Genomic DNA, 16,983 nt, shown 5'->3' on the forward strand with positions numbered 1-16,983 from the left:
GATGGACAACTTTCTCAGTGCGGATCTCATCCGCACCCGTTTCTCTCAGGCGATGTCAGTCATGTATCAGCAGGAAGTGCCGCAGTATGGCACGCTGATGCAGCTGGTGGCGACCGTCAACGACCGCGCGCTGGAAGCGGATATTGCGCTGAAAGATCGCCTCACTGCCGCCGATGAAATCGACCGACTCAACCTGGAACGCCACGGTGCGATCCGCGTGGGCACGGCAGACGAATTAGCCACACTGCGGCAGCTGTTTGCGGTGATGGGAATGCATCCGGTGGGCTATTACGATCTTTCCCAGGCGGGTGTTCCCGTCCACTCCACGGCGTTCCGGCCAGTGAGCGATGCGGCACTCCGGCGCAATCCCTTCCGGGTATTTACCTCGCTGTTACGGCCAGAACTGATCGACGATCAGGCGCTGCGTGAAAAGGCAGCGGAAATTCTTGCCGCACGCGACATTTTCACTCCCCGTTGCCGGGAGTTGCTGGAGCTGCATCAGCAGCAGGGCGGATTCACTGACGAGCAGGCCACTGAATTTGTGATTGAAGCACTGGAAACCTTCCGCTGGCACGCCCACAGCAGCGTAGACAGTCAGACCTATCAGGCGCTGAACCAGCAGCATCGGCTGATTGCGGACGTGGTCTGTTTCCCCGGCTGCCACATCAACCATCTCACGCCGCGCACGCTGGATATCGACCGCGTCCAGCAACTGATGCCGTCACGTGGCATCGAACCGAAAACGCTGATCGAGGGACCGCCGCGTCGTCAGGTGCCAATCCTGTTACGTCAGACCAGCTTTAAAGCGCTGGAAGAACCGATCATCTTTAAGGATGGGCACCAGGGAAGGCATACCGCGCGCTTCGGTGAAATCGAACAGCGCGGTGTGGCGCTGACGCCCGCAGGACGCGCGCTCTACGATCGGTTGCTGAGTGAGGCGGGCAGCGGTCAGGATAACCAGCAGCATCAGCAACATCTGGCGGCGATTTTCCGTGATTTCCCCGACGACGAGACCACGCTGCGCCAGCAGGGGCTGGCCTGGTTCCATTATCGCCTGAGTGAAAAGGGCATTGCGACGCCGCCCGCTCAGGGGGAATCGCTGGAGACGCTCATCAAAGAGGGGCGTGTGCTGGCCGATCCCATCATTTATGAAGATTTCCTGCCCGTGAGCGCGGCAGGCATTTTTCAGTCCAACCTCGGCGATCGGGCGCAGGTCCGTTCGGCTGGCCAGTCCAGCCGTCAGGCGTTTGAAGCCGCGCTGGGCGCAGCCGTGCTGGATGAGATGGCGCTCTATGAAGAACGGCAGGAGCGCTCTCTGGCGCAGTGCGGCCTGCGACCGGCCTGAGTGTTCTGGCGGGCAACGCCTCTGTTGCCCGCTGATGGTCCTGAAGCGGCGCAGGCCGGGGGCTTTGCTGAAATTCACTGAAAAACCCGACGCTTTACCGGCAAGCGCAGGTTTACCCGCGTGAGTATCCTCATCCGTTAGCAGCCTGACTGATTTTATGAGGCAGAGACGCACAGGGTGACAGCCTGATGACGCGCTCACGCGTGCTGCCAGGCTATTAACCCATGATTAAGAGATAAACGACGTTAACGTATCACCGCAACTGACTCGCTGAACCTGTTGATGAGCCTGTTCACGCCTGCCTCTTACTCTTCGGCATATTCTGCAAATCCCTCCCGTACCTGGACAATGCTGGCGGGCCTGCAAATAATGGAGGTACGTTTGAACAGGGAAACAGGAATGAAAAACGAAACAGGTCTGAGGATCATGACTGCTGAGGGTGAGTTGCGTGGATGCATGGACGATGACCTTTTCGTATTCAAAGGCATACCTTATGCGGCGGCACCGGTTGGCGCATTGCGCTGGCGTCCGCCTCAGCCGGTCACGCCCTGGCAGCAGGTGCGCGACGCTACCGCATTCGGGGCATCCGGCTGGCAAAACCGGACTTACTGCCAGGCAGTCGGCGGTGGCGATCCTGGTGAGTTCAGCGAAGATTGCCTCTACCTGAATGTCTGGACGCCCGATGTTGAGCCGTCAACGCCGCTGCCGGTGATGGTGTGGCTGCACGGCGGTGGCTACACCATTGGCGCGGGCGGGCTGGCACCCTACAGCGGCAAGCCGCTGGCGTCACGCGGCGCGGTGGTGGTCACAATCAACTACCGTCTCGGCCATCTCGGTTTCTTCTCACATCCTGCCCTGGATGCTGAATATCCTGCTGCGGGTACGGTGAACAACTTTGGCCTGCTCGATCAGATTGCCGCACTGCAGTGGGTGCAGCGCAACATTCCCGCTTTCGGTGGCGACCGCCGCAATGTGACTCTGTTCGGTGAATCTTCGGGTGCGCGAAGCGTACTCTCCCTCTGCTGTTCGCCGCTGGCAGAAGGGCTGTTTCATAAAGGGATCGTACAGAGCGCGTATAGCCTGCCGGACACGCCGCAGAAAAAAGCACGTCAGCAGGGCGTGGCGGTAGCCCGTCATTTCGGCCTGCCGCCCGATGCCAGCGCTGATGCGCTGCGCGCACTGCCCGCCGATGCCTTCTGGTCGCTGGAAGGGCCGCTGGCGATCCCGCCGGTTCCGATTGCCGGTGACGCCGTCCTGCCCGAGCCGATGCTGAAAACCTTTCTGGCTGGCAAACAGCACCGTCTGCCGCTGATGGCGGGTAGCAACAGCGATGAAGCCAGCGTACTGGAATATTTTGGCGTCGACGCCACCGCCGTGTTGCATCAGCTGCGCGCTAAAAATCGTCTCACCTACCGGACGCTTAAATGGATGTATGACATCCATGACGATCAGCGGCTGGGACGGGCGGTGGCGCGCGATATGGCCTTCAGTCTTATGCCGTGGCTGGTGATGCGTGCGCAGCACAATGCCGGAATGCCCGGCTGGCGCTACTGGTTTGATTATGTCTCCGAGCATGCGCGCGACCTTTATCCGCACGGCACCTGGCACGGCAACGAAGTGCCCTATGTTCTGAATACGCTTAGCCAGATGCCGGATCCGAATGAAGCCCGGCCATTCAGCGAGGCCGATCGGGCATTCGCCGCGCGAGTCAGCGAGTACTGGTTTACCTTTGCCCGTGATGCTACGGAATACAGGCACCAGCTTGAGGGCGAGGTCGTCTGGCCAGCCTGGCATCCGGGTAATGACGTGACAATGTCACTCGGCGAGAATTGCAGGGATGGGCTGGTTCTGAAGCGAAACTTTATGCGCGCCCGCATGCGACTCTTCCGGCTGTTAATGACGCGAATGGTCAGGCTTTAATCAGGTGATGAAGGTTAGGCTGCTAATCATTAAGTTATGCGAATGGAATTAATCTGCTTATTAAATTTCAACTCATTGAATTTAAATGATTTTAATTCAGAAATTCCCATTTGACGCTGAAAATAAATAGGTAACAAAACAGTTACATTTTCACTATCGCATGCCGATAAACCTCCTATGCCCGACGCTTGCGGGTCAACGTGTATAGGATTTTGGTATGGGAATGCTCAAAAATTTTACCATTCGCGCAGTGATGCTGACGATTCTGGGGCTGTTTTGCTTACTGTGGAGCGGCGTCGGGCTGTACAGCATCCACTCTCTTGGTGCGCTCAGCGAAGGCAATGAGGTTGACCGTCATCTGGTTGAGCAAATGACGGTGCTGAGCAAAGGCAACGATCAATATTTTCGTGTCATTACGCGCTTATCCCGCGTGATGGAAGGCAAAGCGGCGGGCAAAGCGCTGACCGATGAGGCTTATGCCCCCGTGCAGCAGGCGCTGGATGGTATGACCCAGCAACTGGCGCGCTTCAAACAGCTGGCACCCGGTCCGATGAGCCCGGACGTGGTGGATGGCGTAATCCAGACCTGGCAGAAGCTGCTGGATGAGGGCGTGACGCCACAACTGCAGCTGGCCCGTCAGGCCTCACCGGATGCCTATCGCCAGCAGGCGAACAACGTTACTCCGCCATTGAGCCGTGCCTTTGGCGTCAGCGCAGAGAAATTCAGCCAGAGCGCAGCGCAAAAGCTGGATACCACCCGGGTAGAAGTTGATCACCTTACCGCGACCACCAAAACCATTATCACCATCACGGTGATTATCGGTCTGTTCATCCTCCTGTTTACCGACCGTTATCTGGTGGCGATGCTCGTCCGTCCGCTGGAAAGTATCCGTACCCACTTCGCGGTGATCGCGACGGGCGACCTCAGCCAGCCGGTATCCGATTTCGGTCGCAACTGCGTCGGTAAACTGGTTCCACTGCTGAGCGCCATGCAGGACAGTCTGCGTGAAGCGGTCAGCGCTATTCGCAGCGGCACCGAGAATATCTCGCGCGGTGCGGCAGAAATCTCTGCCGGTAACAACGACCTCTCTTCACGTACCGAAGAGCAGGCCGCTGCGCTGGAGCAGACTGCGGCCAGCATGGAGCAGCTGACGGCGACGGTGAAATTCAACGCCGACAACGCGCGCCAGGCGAGCCTGCTGGCAGAAACCGCTACCACCACGGCACAACGTGGCGGCCAGCTGGTCAGTGAAGTAGTCAGCACCATGGATGGCATCTCCGGCAGCTCGAAGAAAATCGCTGAGATCACCAACGTGATTAACGGCATCGCCTTCCAGACGAATATTCTGGCGCTGAACGCCGCTGTCGAAGCGGCACGTGCCGGCGAACAGGGGCGGGGTTTTGCGGTTGTGGCATCGGAAGTGCGCAATCTGGCACAGCGCAGCGCCAACGCCGCTAAAGAGATCGCGACGCTGATTGAAGAGTCCGTTCAGCGTGTGGGCAAAGGTGCCGAGCTGGTAAGCACCACCGGCGGCACCATGAATAATATTCTGAAATCGGTGCAGGATGTGGATGCGATCATGAAACAGATTGCCTCCGCTTCAGAAGAGCAGAGCAAGGGCATTTCTCAGGTTGGAACGGCCGTGACCGAAATGGACAGCGTGACACAGCAGAACGCCTCCCTGGTTGAGGAAGTCTCCGCCGCGGCGAGCGCGCTGGCACTGCAGACGGAAGCGCTGCAGGCCTCTGTATCGAAGTTCCGCCTCTCCAGCGACCGCAAGAGCTCGCCAACTATCAGCAATAAACCTGCCGCGCCAAAAGCTCCCGTGCTGAGTGCGCCTCAGGCTAAACCTGCTGAAAATGGCGACTGGGTCACCTTCTGATCCCGGCAAAGCCACGCCACCAGTTCCGCCAGGAACGGTGGCGCATCCTGTGAGGGCCGTTGCAGTAAACTGTAAACGGCACCGGTTCTGACCTCGCCAGCGAACGGCTTAATCAGCCTGCCGCTGGCAATATCACTCTCGACCAGATTGCTGTCGGCAATCGCCACACCAAACCCCTGAATCGCTGCACTAATTGCTAAGTCCATCGTGGCAAAATGCTGGTTCCGCTTCATGCTCAGCGTCATCTGCTGCGCCTGCAGCCAGCAGTGCCAGTCACGCGTGTCTGCGGTGGGATGCAGAAACGTCATTGCGGCCAGCGCCGCCGGCGAGTCCGGGCAGGGCTGATCCGCTGCCATGACCGGCGTCAGTGACTCGCTGAACAGACAGATCCCCTCAGAATGTGGCTTGCCATAGACAATCGCCGCATCAAAGTTCTCAAGCTGCGCAGCATGATCCAGTGTCGTCGTCAGGGCGACATGCAGTTCCGGGCGCTGTTGTTCCAGCGCCATCAGCCGCGGCACCAGCCAGCGCAACGCACAGGTCGGGGCTTTGAGGCGAATGCTGACCTGAGTGCGGCGGACCTTTTCGCTGGCCTGCACCATCAGCTCAAAACCCTGCTGTAATTCCGGCAAAAGCGAAGCGCCCTGTGGCGTCAGCCGCAGGCCACGTGCGTGGCGGTCAAACAGTGTTACGCCCAGCCACTGCTCCAGCGCGGCAATCTTGCGACTGACGGCACCCTGCGTCAGGCACAGCTCACGGGCAGCGTGAGTCAGATTCAGGTATCGGGCGGTCACCAGAAAGGCGTGTATGGCATTAAGCGGCAGCGATGAGCGTGACACATTGAACCTCAGCTATGCATTTTTATCATGGCTATTATGACGACATTTCGCTTGCCGACTCAAGCCGCAGCCCGTTGAATAGTTATTTACCGGATCTGACCGGTTATGCCCCTGACGGAGAGAATATGTCCCTGAAAACGCCTGTCGCTATCCACTCAAAATTGCCGGACGTCGGCACCACTATTTTCAGCGTAATTGGCCAGCTCTCGGCGCAGCATCAGGCAATTAACCTGTCGCAGGGCGCACCCAACTTCCCCTGTGATCCGGCGCTGGTTGACACAGTCAGCCGTGCGATGCAGGAGGGGCACAATCAGTATGCCGCCATGATGGGTCTGCCCGCCTTACGTGAGGCGCTCGCCAGCAAAGTGCAGGCGCTCTATGGGCAGTCCTATGATACCGCCAGTGAGGTGCTGATCACCGGCAGCGCCAGCCAGGGAATTTATATGGCGATTACCGCGCTGGTCCATAAGGACGACGAGGTGATCTTCTTTGAACCGGCATTTGACAGTTATGCGCCGGTGGTGCGATTGCAGGGCGCAACACCGATAGGCCTGAAGCTCCAGGTGCCGTCATTTGCGATCGACTGGGATCAACTGCGGGCCGCGATCACGCCACGCACCCGCATGATCATCATTAATACGCCGCACAATCCCAGCGCGCAGGTACTGACGCCCGACGATCTCAATCAGCTGGCGGCTCTGATTCGCAACACCGATATCGTGGTGCTCTCCGATGAGGTTTACGAACATATTCTGTTTGATGGCCGCCCGCACTGCGGGATGGCGACGCACCCGGAGCTGGCGGCGCGCAGTGTTATCGTCTCCTCGTTTGGTAAAACCTTCCACGTTACCGGCTGGCGGGTCGGCTACTGTCTGGCACCGGTGGAGCTGATGACTGAACTGGTGAAAGTGCATCAGTTTATGATGTACGCCGCCGATACGCCGATGCAGGTGGGGTTCGCACACTATCTGCAAACGCCGGAGAACTATCTGTCGCTTAACGCTTTCTATCAGCAGAAGCGCGATCGGCTGATCGCGCTGATGGAGAACTCCCCATTCCGGCTGCTGCCGAGCGCCGGTTCGTTCTTCATGCTCGCGAGCTATGGACATTTCAGTGACGAACCAGACGGTGAAATGGTAAAACGTCTTATTGTCGATAACGGTGTGGCAACCATACCGCTGTCGGCGTTTTATATGGATGGCACTGACAACAAACTGATTCGTCTCTCTTTTGCGAAAGACGAGGCGACACTAGAGGCTGGCGCGGCTGCGCTATGTGCTTTTTCTCACTGAATCACGCCACCGCGTGGAGCAGCACCGGGAACAGGTAACCAGGACTTTTCGGGGTAAATAATGAAGAAACTGAACGCGCTTTTTCTCGCTCTGGGCATGATGACATCGGTACAGGCACTGGCACAGGATTTACGTTACGGCGTGGAGTCACAATATCCGCCGTTTGAAAGCCGCAACGCCAAGGGTGAGCTGGAAGGCTTTGATATCGAGCTGGGTAACGCCATCTGTAAAGCGGGCAATTTCAGCTGCCACTGGGTTGAGAGCAGCTTTGATGCGCTGATCCCGGCACTGCAGGCGAAGAAATTCGACGCCATTAACTCGGCGATGAACATCACCGAAGCGCGCGCGAAAAGCATTGCGTTCACGCAGCCGATCTACCGTATTCCGACCATGTTAGTGGCGAAGAACGGTGAAAATCTGGCACCGACCGCTGAAAGCCTCAAAGGTAAAAACATCGGTGTATTGCAGGGATCGATTCAGGAAACCTATGCGAAGAAGCACTGGGAGACGCAGGGCGTAACGGTCACGTCGTATCAGGATCAGAACCAGGTTTATAACGACATGGTCGCGGGCCGCCTTGATGGCACGCTGGTGATGTCCGCTGCCGGCCAGTCGGGCTTCCTCGATAAGCCGCAGGGCAAAGGCTTTGGTTTTGTCGGCAAGCCAGTCGAAGATGACGCGATTCTTGGTTCGGGCATCGGTTACGGCCTGCGCAAAGATGACGCGAAGCTGAAGCAGGAACTGGATGCGGCGATCGCTAAAGTGCAGGGCGATGGCACCATCAAAAAGCTGGCTGAAAAATACTTCCCGGGTATTGATGTCAGCGCGAAGCCATAATCGCAATCGGGCGCGTTCTGCGCCCGATTTTCCTGCTTAACCTGCCGCCAGATAACAGAGTTTTTCTGCCACCTGATAGGACTTCACAAACGACGTGATCGGCAGAAACTCGAAACGTGAATGGAAATTATGCGCGCCGGTAAAGAAGTTTGGCGTCAGCAACCCTTTAGCTGACAGCGCCGCCCCGTCCGTGCCGCCCCGCATCGGAATCACTTTTGGCTCAATCTCCAGCGCGGCAAAGGCACTGAAGATCAGGTCAATTGCCCGACGATCCTCACCCAGCGCATTGCTGATGTTGCTGTAGATATCGCTGATAGTGATACTCACCTCACCGGTGGGATACCGCGCCGCGAGTTCTTCAGCCGCCTGCTGTAGCTGCTGCTTGCGTGCCGCGAAGCTGGCCAGATCAAAATCACGGATTGAGACCTTCAGGGTCGCCTTGCTGGCGTTGGCCTGAATCTCATTGAACCAGATATAGCCTTCGCGACCTTCGGTGTGCTCCGGTGTCTGTTGACGATCAAACAGACTGATGTAGTCATGGGCCATCAGCAGCGGATTGACCAGCACGCCTTTGCCCGACATCGGGTGTGCCGGAACGCCGGTAAACACAATCTCAGCCGCGGCTCCATTAAAGTTCTCGTACACCACTTCGCCCAGTTCGCAGCAGTCGATGGTCCACGCAAAATCGACGTTGAAGCGTGTTTCCAGATCCAGCGCTTTCGCCCCGCGCAGGCCAATCTCTTCATCCGGCACAAAGGCCACCACGATATCGCCATGATCCCCTTTGAGGTTCGCCATCAGCGTCATCACCACGCTAACCGCCGCTTTGTTGTCTGCACCCAGCACGCTAGTGCCGTCGCTGAAGATCACCTCCTGACCCACATAAGGCGCGATCTCCGGATGTTCATCGCGGCGCAGCCAGATATCCTGCTCTGCATTCAGACAGAGATCGTCACCCTGCCAGGTGAGGATCTGCGGGTGGATATCGGGCGATAAGCCCACGTCAACGGTATCGATGTGCGTGATAAACCCGATGCGCGGAGCGTCTGGACGGTTGCCCCGTTTAACCGCCGTCACCGTAGCATGTTCATCAATCACCACCTCGTCCAGCCCCAGCGCCCGCAGCTCGTCCGCCAGCAGTTCCGCCATGGCGTGCTGGCTCGGCGTACTCGGCAGAGTCGTGGATTTGGCATCGCTCTGACTGCTGACGGCGAGGTAACGGAAAAATCGTTCGGTGAGTTGCGACTCAAGTTTGTCTGTCATCACTATTCCTTATTAGTCAGCCATGGGCGGGGTTCGCTATGGTGCCGAATCGTGCTATCAATGAAGCATCTGAATGATTCATTTAGATATTGTGATCACCGGAAGTCAATACAAAGCGAGGATGATAATGAAAATCAAGATAGCCACCTTAGCGCTTGTTACTGCGGGGATAGCGCTGGCTGGCAGCGTTAACGCCAAAACGCTGGTCTACTGTTCTGAGGGATCACCAGAGAATTTTAACCCTCAGCTCTATACCTCCGGAACCAGTGTTGACGCCAGTGCGGTACCGGTATTCAACCGGCTGGTGGACTTCACACCCGGCACCACGAACCTGGTGCCGAGCCTGGCGGAAAGCTGGGAGATCAGCCCGGATGGCACCGTCTACACCTTCCATCTGCGTAAGAACGTGAAGTTCCAGAGCAACAAACAGTTCAAACCCAGCCGCGACTTCAACGCCGATGATGTGATCTTCTCGTTTATGCGCCAGATGGACCCGAAAAATCCCTACCATAATGTCTCTGGCGGCACCTATTCCAACTTCGAAAGCCTCGAACTCTCCACGCTGATTAAAAGTATCGACCGGGTTGATGACCACACCGTGCGCTTCACGCTTGCCCATCCGGAAGCCCCGTTTCTTGCCGATCTCGCGTGGTATTTCGCCTCGATCCACTCGGCTGAATATGCAGACGCCATGCTGAAAGCGGGGACGCCGGAGAAGGTCGATATGAACCCGATTGGCACCGGCCCGTTTGAACTGGTGCAGTATCAGAAAGATTCGCGCATCCTCTACAAAGCGTTCCCGGACTACTGGCAGGGCAAGGCGAAACTCGACCGGCTGGTATTCAGCATCACACCCGACGCCTCCGTGCGTTACGCCAAGCTGGAGAAGAACGAGTGTCAGGTGATGCCTTTCCCGAACCCCGCCGATCTCGACAAAATGCGCGCCAATCCGGATATCACCCTGGAACAGAAGGCGGGTCTGAACACCGGCTTCCTGGCGTTTAACACCACGAAAGCGCCAACCGACAACGTCAAAGTGCGCCAGGCGCTGGCAATGGCAATCAACAAACCGGCAATCATTGAGGCGATATTTAAAGGCACCGGCACGGTCGCGAAAAATATCCTGCCGCCGGGCGTCTGGAGCGCGGACAAAGATCTGAAAGATTACGACTATGACCCGGAAAAGGCCAAAGCGTTGCTGCAGCAGGCAGGCGTCAAACCGGGGACGGAGATTGCGCTCTGGGCGATGCCGGTTCAGCGACCTTACAACCCGAATGCGCGGCGCATGGCGGAGATGATTCAGTCGGACTGGGCCAAAGTCGGCATCAAAGCCAACATCGTCAGCTATGAGTGGGGCGAATACCTGAAACGCGTGCGCAGCGGCGAGCATCAGGCCGCGCTGATGGGCTGGACTACCGCGACCGGCGATCCGGATAACTTCTTCGGCCCACTCTACAGCTGCACCTCTGCGCAGGGCGGTTCTAACTCCTCAAAATGGTGCTACCAGCCGTTTGATAAGTTAATCACCGAAGCCCGCGCCGAGCCGGATCAGGGCAAACGCACCGCGCTCTATCTGCAGGCGCAGCAGATGATGCATGACCAGATGCCCGCCGTGATGATTGCGCACTCCACCATCTTCGAGCCGGTACGCAAATCGGTCAGCGGCTATCAGGTCGATCCGTTCGGCAAGCATATCTTCTATCAGGTTGATATTAAGCAGTAAGCGACTGCCACAAACCCAGAGGCCTGCTCCGTAGTTAGTCTCTGCTTATGCACCAAAGTCAGGATAGATCTGACAGCAATAAATAAGCTCAACGCGAAGGGAACACGACCCGAGGAGGAAAGCGTCCCGCACCAGGACAAAAACGCCGGGAGCGTTTTTGAACAACGCAACGCGTTGGCCCGTTTACGGGCGCACCTCAGGGATGAGGTGCGTAATCGTGCGGGCCGGGCATGCCAGGGATGGCGGCTTTTGCGACTTTCCGATCGGGTCGTGTTCCCTTAGCTACCTCGATCTTACCGCTGCTTGTAACAAGTCTGTAAAGACGTCAAGAGTGTATAGTCCCACGGGCTTGTTATCCCATCCTCACCTGCTGATCCCTCTCCGTCAGCCGCTGCTGTAAAAACTGCAGAAACAGCGTCAGAGCCGCATTGCGCTGACGTCCCGACACCGTCTGAAGCTGCAGCGTGCGCTGACTCAACTGATCCACCCCCATCGACCGCAATACCAGATTTTGCGCCTCGCGCTCAAACAACAGCGTAAACGCGCTGCAGATGGTCACCGCCTGCGGTGTATGCAGCAAAAAGTGATAAAGCGTAGCGAAATAGTCGCAGGTCAGCACAGGTTCAACCACACAGTCATTCATCTGACAGGAGAGATCAAACAGCTGCCGCACGGTGGTGTGGTGACCCGGTAATGCCAGCGGCCAGCGATGGAGATCGCCCAGTGTCACCTCACGTGACGCCAGCGGATGTGACTCATGCATCGCCAGCAACACCGGCGCGGGCCACGAGCCGAGCACCTCAACGCTGCGCTCCGGCTGCAGACTAAACTGCAGCGCTACATCACATTCACCCGCCCTGACGCACGCCGCCACGCCCTGCGAGTGTGTCACGTTAATCGCAAACAGCGCACCGGGATTCGCCAGGCGAAACTCCGCCAGCAGGCCAGGCAACAGACTGAACGCCATCCCATCCGTACAGGCGATACGGATCAGACTGCGGCGTACCGCCTTCAACCCCTTAATCTCCGCCAGCGCATATTCCATATCGAGCTGACTTTTACGAACGTGATGCGCAAAAATCTCACCCGCCTCATTCAACACCATGCCGCGCGCATGCCGCTCAAACAGCGGCACCCCGACCTGCGCTTCCAGCCGCTGAATCTGACGGCTGATCGCCGACACCGCGACAAACAATTGCTCACTGGCGGCGCTCAGCGAGCCGCTCTCAACCACCGCCAGGAAATAGCGGATCTCGCTGCTTAACATGGTCACTCCGGCAATAACGCATCATAAAAGGGCAGCGGTGCGTTGCTTTAAAAGCAAAGCTCACTCGATAAATTGATAATTGTGGCAAAGAGAGAAGTTTGTCAAAGATAAAGCACGATAAAAATAACAGACAGGGCAAACATGACAGAGCAACAGGCAGTTGACCAGGCGATGCACTATTTCGACAGCGGTGAGTTTCAGCAGCTGCTGGCACGGCGCGTCGCCTGCGTGACCGAAAGCCAGCACGCCAGCAGACGGGCGGAGCTGGACCATTATCTGCAGCAGGAGATTGGCCCGCAGCTGGCGAAAATGGGATTCACGCTGCACCCGTTTGACAATCCGCAACCCGGCAGCCCGCCGTTTCTGATCGCCACCCGCATTGAAGATCCGCTAAAACCGACGCTGCTCTGCTACGGCCACGGCGATGTGGTATTCGGCGACGATGAAAACTGGCGCGAAGGCTTATCGCCATGGCAACTCACAGCCGAAGACGATCGCCTGTATGGACGCGGCAGCGCGGACAACAAAGGCCAGCACTGCGTTAATCTTGTGGCGCTGGAGCAGGTCTGGCAGGCGCGCGGTGAAACGCTGGGCTTCAACTGCAAAATCCTTTTTGAGATGGGTGAAGAGATCAGTTCGCCTGGGCTGGCGGCGATCTGCCAGCAGCAGCAGGCACTCTTAGAGGCCGATCTCTTTATCGCCTCGGATGGCCCACGACTCAACGCACTGCGGCCGACACTGTTCCTGGGGTCGCGTGGCGCGGCGAACTTTCGGCTGACCATCCGCGCACGTGACAACGCCTATCACTCCGGCAACTGGGGCGGACTGCTCAGTAATCCCGGTACCCAGCTGGCGAATGCGATCGCCTGCCTGGTGAATGCGCAGGGCGTATTGCAGGTCGCTGCGCTGAAACCGGACTCACTGACCGACGCGGTGCGCGCCATCCTCAGTGATATTGAGGTGGGCGGCATGCCAGGCGATCCGGCGCTGGCAGAAGGCTGGGGCGAGCCTGGCCTGACGCCTGCAGAGCGGCTTTATGGCTGGAACACGCTGGAGGTACTGGCCTTTGAAACCGGCAATCCGGCGCGCCCGATGAACGCCATTCCGGGCAGCGCCACGGCGGTCTGTCAGCTGCGGTTTGTGGTCGGCACTGACTGGGAAAACCTGGTGCAGCACCTAGAAAGTCACCTGCATCAGCACGGCTTCGATAACGTCAAAGTGGAGTTTCTGCGCGGTTCACCGGCAACACGGCTCGATCCGCAGGATCCGCTGGTGGCCTGGACGCTGGATACGCTGGCCCGCAGCAGCGGTAAAAAACCGGCGCTGTTGCCGAATCTTGGCGGTTCACTACCGAATGAGGTCTTCGCCGATATCCTTGGCCTGCCGACGCTGTGGGTGCCGCATTCCTATCCCGCCTGCGGCCAGCACGGCGTTAACGAACACATGCTCAACTCTATTGCACGCGAAGGCCTGGCGATCATGACCCGGCTGTTCTGGCAACTGGGCGAAGAGGGCGAACAGCTGATGACGCGCCACCATCAGTGGCGGAGAGGTGAACAATGAGTAGCATCGCGCAGACTACCCCGCAGGTGAAACCCAGCCTGCACAAAACGCTGTTCGCCACCTGCATCGGCAACGCGCTGGAGTGGTTCGACATCGCGGTCTATGGCTTTTTCGCCAGCTACATCGCGCACGTCTTCTTTCCGGTCAGCGATCCGTCGGTGTCGCTGCTGCTGACCTTTGGCAGCTTCGGTATCTCCTTCCTGATCCGTCCGCTAGGCGCCATTGTGCTCGGCAATTATGCCGATCGTCACGGCCGTAAAAAGGCGCTGCTGCTGTCGATTAACCTGATGATGCTGGGCGGGGCGATCATTACCTTTATGCCGGGCTACGCCACCATCGGTCTGGCGGCACCGCTGCTGATCATCCTGGCGCGACTCATTCAGGGCTTCTCAGCCGGAGGTGAATTTGGCAGTTCGACCGCCTTCCTGGTGGAGCACTTTCCCGAGCGTAAAGCCTTTATCGCCAGCTGGCAGTTCGCCACCCAGGGGGCCAGCACGCTGATGGCTTCGGCGTTCGGGCTGGGGCTGACCCACTGGCTGAGTGAAAGTGACATTCAGGCGTGGGGCTGGCGCATTCCGTTTGCTTTCGGTCTGCTGATTGGCCCGCTGGGGATCTACATCCGCCGTCATGTGCAGGAGCCCGCCAGCTTTGCCACGCAGGAGAAAGAAGCCGCGCCGCTGAAAACGCTGTTCGGGCGGCAGAAAGCGCTGATCACGCTGGCGATTGGCGTGATGGTGATTTCGACCGCAGTCAATTACATGCTCAACTACATTCCGACCTACGCCACCAAAACCCTGCATCTGCCGGGATCGGTCGCCTTCACCGCCACGCTGATCGCGGGAATTATCCTGACGGTGGTGACGCCCATCATGGGGTTGTGGGCAGAGCGGATTGGCCGGTTGCCGCTGATGTGGGGATCGCTGCTGCTGCTGATGGCGACCATCTATCCTGCTTTCAAATGGATGGTCGATCACACCACGCCCACGACGCTGATCCTGCTGGTGGCCTGGATGGCACTGCTTAAGTCAGTCTATTTCTCCACGGTGCCGTCGGTGATGGCGGATCTCTTCCCGGCGACCACGCGCGCCAGCGGTATGGCGATCAGTTACAACGTGGCTGTGACGGTATTTGGCGGGTTTGCGCCGCTGATTTGCAGCATGCTGATTGCCGCCACCGGCAGCAGCCTGGCGCCAGGCTATTACCTGATGGGAGTAGCGGTGCTGAGTGGCATCGCGCTGCTGCGCTGCAGTAAGCGGGTGGCATAGCAGAGCCAGGAACGTTCTGTGGTGAGATCGAGCCTGCGCAGAAAACACGGTCAGATCGGAAAGTCGCAAAAGCCGCCATCCCTGGCATGCCCGGCCCGCACGATTACGCACCTCATCCCTGAGGTGCGCCCGTTGCCGGGCCAACGCGTTGCGTTGTTCAAAAACGCTCCCGGCGTTTTTGTCACAGGCGCGGGACGCTTTCCTCCTCTGACCGTGTTCCCTGCGTGTTGAGCCTATGGGATGCTGCCAGATTCACACTGATTCAGTCTTGTCACTAATCTGTCAGGTCTGAAAATCGAGCCTGCGCTTAACTGAACTGTAAATAGGCAACATGGGTTTGCAGATACTCCTCCAGTCCATGTTTCCCATCGGCACCGCCGATACCCGACTTACGCCATCCGGCATGAAAGCCCTGCATCGCCTCGAAGTTCTCGCGGTTTACGTAGGTCTCGCCGAACTTCAGTTTCCGCAGCGCGATCATGGTGGTATTGAGATTCCGGGTGTAAATCGAGGAGGTCAGCCCATACTCGCAGTCGTTAGCCAGGGCAATCGCCTCATCCAGCGTTTTAAAAGTCATCACCGGCAACACCGGGCCAAAAATCTCCTCCTGCATAATCGCCATCTCCTGACGCACATTGGTCAGCAGCGTCGGTTCGAAGAAGAAGCCTTTGTTTCCGGCGCGCTTGCCGCCCAGCACGACTCTGGCCCCGGCGGCGACGGCATCCGCCACTTTCTGCTCAACCCGATCCCGGGCGGCAGCCGTTATCAGCGGCCCCATATCGATATCACTGCGTTCGGCCGGATCGCCAAATGTCACCTGCTGAAACGCGGTGGTCAGTGCGCTGATAAAACGATCGTATATGCCTTCCTACACATAGACCCGCTCTGCGCAGTTACAGACCTGGCCGCTGTTGATCATCCGTGAACTCACAATCGCCTGCACCGCCAGATCGAGATCGGCATCATCCATCACGATGGCGGGGGCTTTGCCGCCCAGTTCCAGCGACACTCTGGTGACATTTTTAGCAGCGGCTTCCATGGTGGCGATACCGGCACCGACGCTGCCGGTCAGGCTCACCAGCCCGACTTTCGGGTTTGCCGCCAGCTCCTGTCCCACTTCCGGCCCCAGACCATAGACAACATTGATGACACCCGCAGGCAGGCCCAGCTTATGAATGATGTCGGCAAACAGCGCCGCATTGTTCGGGGTCAGCTCACTGGGTTTAATGACAATGGTGTTGCCGGTGATCAGGGCCGGCGCCGCTTTTCGGGCGATCAGGAAGAAGGGGAAGTTCCACGGCAAAATCCCGGTCGTGACGCCAATCGCCTTTTTAAACAGGAAGATGTTCTCACTGGGGCGGTCGCTGTTGATGATTTCCCCTTCATAACGTCGCGCCCATTCGGCCATATAATCAAGATAGTCGGCGGTAAACAGCACTTCGGTCTTCGCCAGTCCCTGGGTTTTGCCGCCCTCCGCCACAATGGTTGCCGTCAGTTCAGGTTCGCGGTCGAGGATGGCGCTGGCGATTTTGTGCAGCCAGACGCCGCGCTCAACCGCAGGCAGCGCTTCCCATCCCGGCTGAGCCGCCTCTGCGGCGTCGATGGCAAGGCGGGCATCCTGACGAGTGCCTTCGGGAATGCGTGACAGCAGCGCTTCTGTCGCCGGGTTGATCACCTCAATCCACTGGTCACCCTGATGAGCGACGAATCCGCCATGAATGTAATGTTGATGATGTGTTGTCATTCGCTTAACTCTCCGCTATCGATACGTTGCAGTAATGTGATAG

Annotated in this window: 11 protein-coding genes and 1 pseudogene; 8 read left to right on the plus strand and 4 right to left on the minus strand. The window is 58.0% G+C overall.

All coding sequences use genetic code 11. From position 1 onward, the window contains the following. The first annotated feature begins 1 nt into the window (after position 1). From hglS to PU624_RS13035, 3 genes are all read left to right on the plus strand, one after another. Positions 2–1,345, plus strand: a complete 1,344-nt coding sequence (gene hglS / locus PU624_RS13025; protein ID WP_283545315.1) for a 2-oxoadipate dioxygenase/decarboxylase HglS — start codon at positions 2–4, stop codon at positions 1,343–1,345. A gap of 399 nt (positions 1,346–1,744) precedes the next feature. Next, on the plus strand, positions 1,745–3,265 hold the full coding sequence (locus PU624_RS13030; protein ID WP_283545316.1) for a carboxylesterase/lipase family protein: 1,521 nt from the start codon (positions 1,745–1,747) through the stop codon (positions 3,263–3,265). 217 nt (positions 3,266–3,482) lie between these two features. Further along, positions 3,483–5,147, plus strand: coding sequence for a methyl-accepting chemotaxis protein (locus PU624_RS13035; protein ID WP_283545317.1), 1,665 nt, complete (start codon positions 3,483–3,485; stop codon positions 5,145–5,147). Here the strand turns inward: PU624_RS13035 and PU624_RS13040 are convergent. After that, positions 5,105–5,986 carry a LysR substrate-binding domain-containing protein gene (locus PU624_RS13040; RefSeq protein ID WP_283545318.1) on the minus strand — a complete coding sequence of 294 codons (882 nt, stop codon included), beginning with the start codon at positions 5,984–5,986 and terminating at the stop codon, positions 5,105–5,107. The two genes, PU624_RS13035 and PU624_RS13040, sit on opposite strands and share 43 nt — an antisense overlap. A 125-nt stretch (positions 5,987–6,111) precedes the next feature. Between PU624_RS13040 and PU624_RS13045 the strand changes: the two genes are divergently transcribed. Both PU624_RS13045 and PU624_RS13050 read left to right on the plus strand, forming a co-directional pair. Then, positions 6,112–7,278 carry a methionine aminotransferase gene (locus PU624_RS13045; RefSeq protein WP_283545319.1) on the plus strand — a complete coding sequence of 389 codons (1,167 nt, stop codon included), beginning with the start codon at positions 6,112–6,114 and terminating at the stop codon, positions 7,276–7,278. Positions 7,279–7,338: 60 nt separating this feature from the next. Continuing rightward, entirely contained in the window at positions 7,339–8,115 is a 777-nt protein-coding gene (locus tag PU624_RS13050) for a transporter substrate-binding domain-containing protein (RefSeq protein WP_283545320.1), read from the plus strand. A 36-nt stretch (positions 8,116–8,151) separates the two neighbouring features. On the opposite strand, the gene pepT is transcribed toward PU624_RS13050, so the two are convergent. Beyond that, positions 8,152–9,378 (minus strand): peptidase T, encoded by a 1,227-nt coding sequence (pepT, locus tag PU624_RS13055; RefSeq protein WP_283545321.1) that lies wholly within the window; start codon positions 9,376–9,378, stop codon positions 8,152–8,154. Positions 9,379–9,505: 127 nt separating this feature from the next. Between pepT and PU624_RS13060 the strand changes: the two genes are divergently transcribed. Next, positions 9,506–11,101, plus strand: a complete 1,596-nt coding sequence (locus PU624_RS13060) for an ABC transporter substrate-binding protein (protein ID WP_283545322.1) — start codon at positions 9,506–9,508, stop codon at positions 11,099–11,101. A 352-nt stretch (positions 11,102–11,453) separates the two neighbouring features. Here the strand turns inward: PU624_RS13060 and PU624_RS13065 are convergent, their stop codons facing one another. Beyond that, complete coding sequence (locus tag PU624_RS13065) at positions 11,454–12,368, minus strand: LysR family transcriptional regulator (protein ID WP_283545323.1); 915 nt, start codon at positions 12,366–12,368, stop codon at positions 11,454–11,456. A 141-nt stretch (positions 12,369–12,509) separates the two neighbouring features. Between PU624_RS13065 and PU624_RS13070 the strand changes: the two genes are divergently transcribed. After that, positions 12,510–13,931: a M20 family metallopeptidase gene (locus PU624_RS13070; protein WP_283545324.1), complete on the plus strand. Its 1,422-nt coding sequence runs from the start codon at positions 12,510–12,512 to the stop codon at positions 13,929–13,931. Next, positions 13,928–15,196: an MFS transporter gene (locus PU624_RS13075; RefSeq protein ID WP_283545325.1), complete on the plus strand. Its 1,269-nt coding sequence runs from the start codon at positions 13,928–13,930 to the stop codon at positions 15,194–15,196. Before PU624_RS13070 ends, PU624_RS13075 begins: the two co-directional genes overlap by 4 nt. Positions 15,197–15,503: 307 nt before the next feature. Here the strand turns inward: PU624_RS13075 and aldA are convergent. Next, positions 15,504–16,940: pseudogene (aldA, locus tag PU624_RS13080) on the minus strand (aldehyde dehydrogenase). Between the last annotated feature and the right edge of the window lie 43 nt (positions 16,941–16,983).

Origin of the sequence: Pantoea sp. Lij88, from assembly GCF_030062155.1 — a bacterium.
GTDB lineage: Bacteria > Pseudomonadota > Gammaproteobacteria > Enterobacterales > Enterobacteriaceae > Pantoea.

What these genes read in the sequence shown, in the direction of transcription:
- hglS (WP_283545315.1), top strand. Translation starts at nt 2, where the DNA reads ATGGACAACTTTCTCAGTGCGGATCTCATCCGCACCCGTTTCTCTCAG.
- PU624_RS13030 (WP_283545316.1), top strand. Translation starts at nt 1,745, where the DNA reads ATGAAAAACGAAACAGGTCTGAGGATCATGACTGCTGAGGGTGAGTTG.
- PU624_RS13035 (WP_283545317.1), top strand. Translation starts at nt 3,483, where the DNA reads ATGGGAATGCTCAAAAATTTTACCATTCGCGCAGTGATGCTGACGATT.
- PU624_RS13045 (WP_283545319.1), top strand. Translation starts at nt 6,112, where the DNA reads ATGTCCCTGAAAACGCCTGTCGCTATCCACTCAAAATTGCCGGACGTC.
- PU624_RS13050 (WP_283545320.1), top strand. Translation starts at nt 7,339, where the DNA reads ATGAAGAAACTGAACGCGCTTTTTCTCGCTCTGGGCATGATGACATCG.
- pepT (WP_283545321.1), bottom strand. Translation starts at nt 9,378, where the DNA reads ATGACAGACAAACTTGAGTCGCAACTCACCGAACGATTTTTCCGTTAC.
- PU624_RS13060 (WP_283545322.1), top strand. Translation starts at nt 9,506, where the DNA reads ATGAAAATCAAGATAGCCACCTTAGCGCTTGTTACTGCGGGGATAGCG.
- PU624_RS13065 (WP_283545323.1), bottom strand. Translation starts at nt 12,368, where the DNA reads ATGTTAAGCAGCGAGATCCGCTATTTCCTGGCGGTGGTTGAGAGCGGC.
- PU624_RS13070 (WP_283545324.1), top strand. Translation starts at nt 12,510, where the DNA reads ATGACAGAGCAACAGGCAGTTGACCAGGCGATGCACTATTTCGACAGC.
- PU624_RS13075 (WP_283545325.1), top strand. Translation starts at nt 13,928, where the DNA reads ATGAGTAGCATCGCGCAGACTACCCCGCAGGTGAAACCCAGCCTGCAC.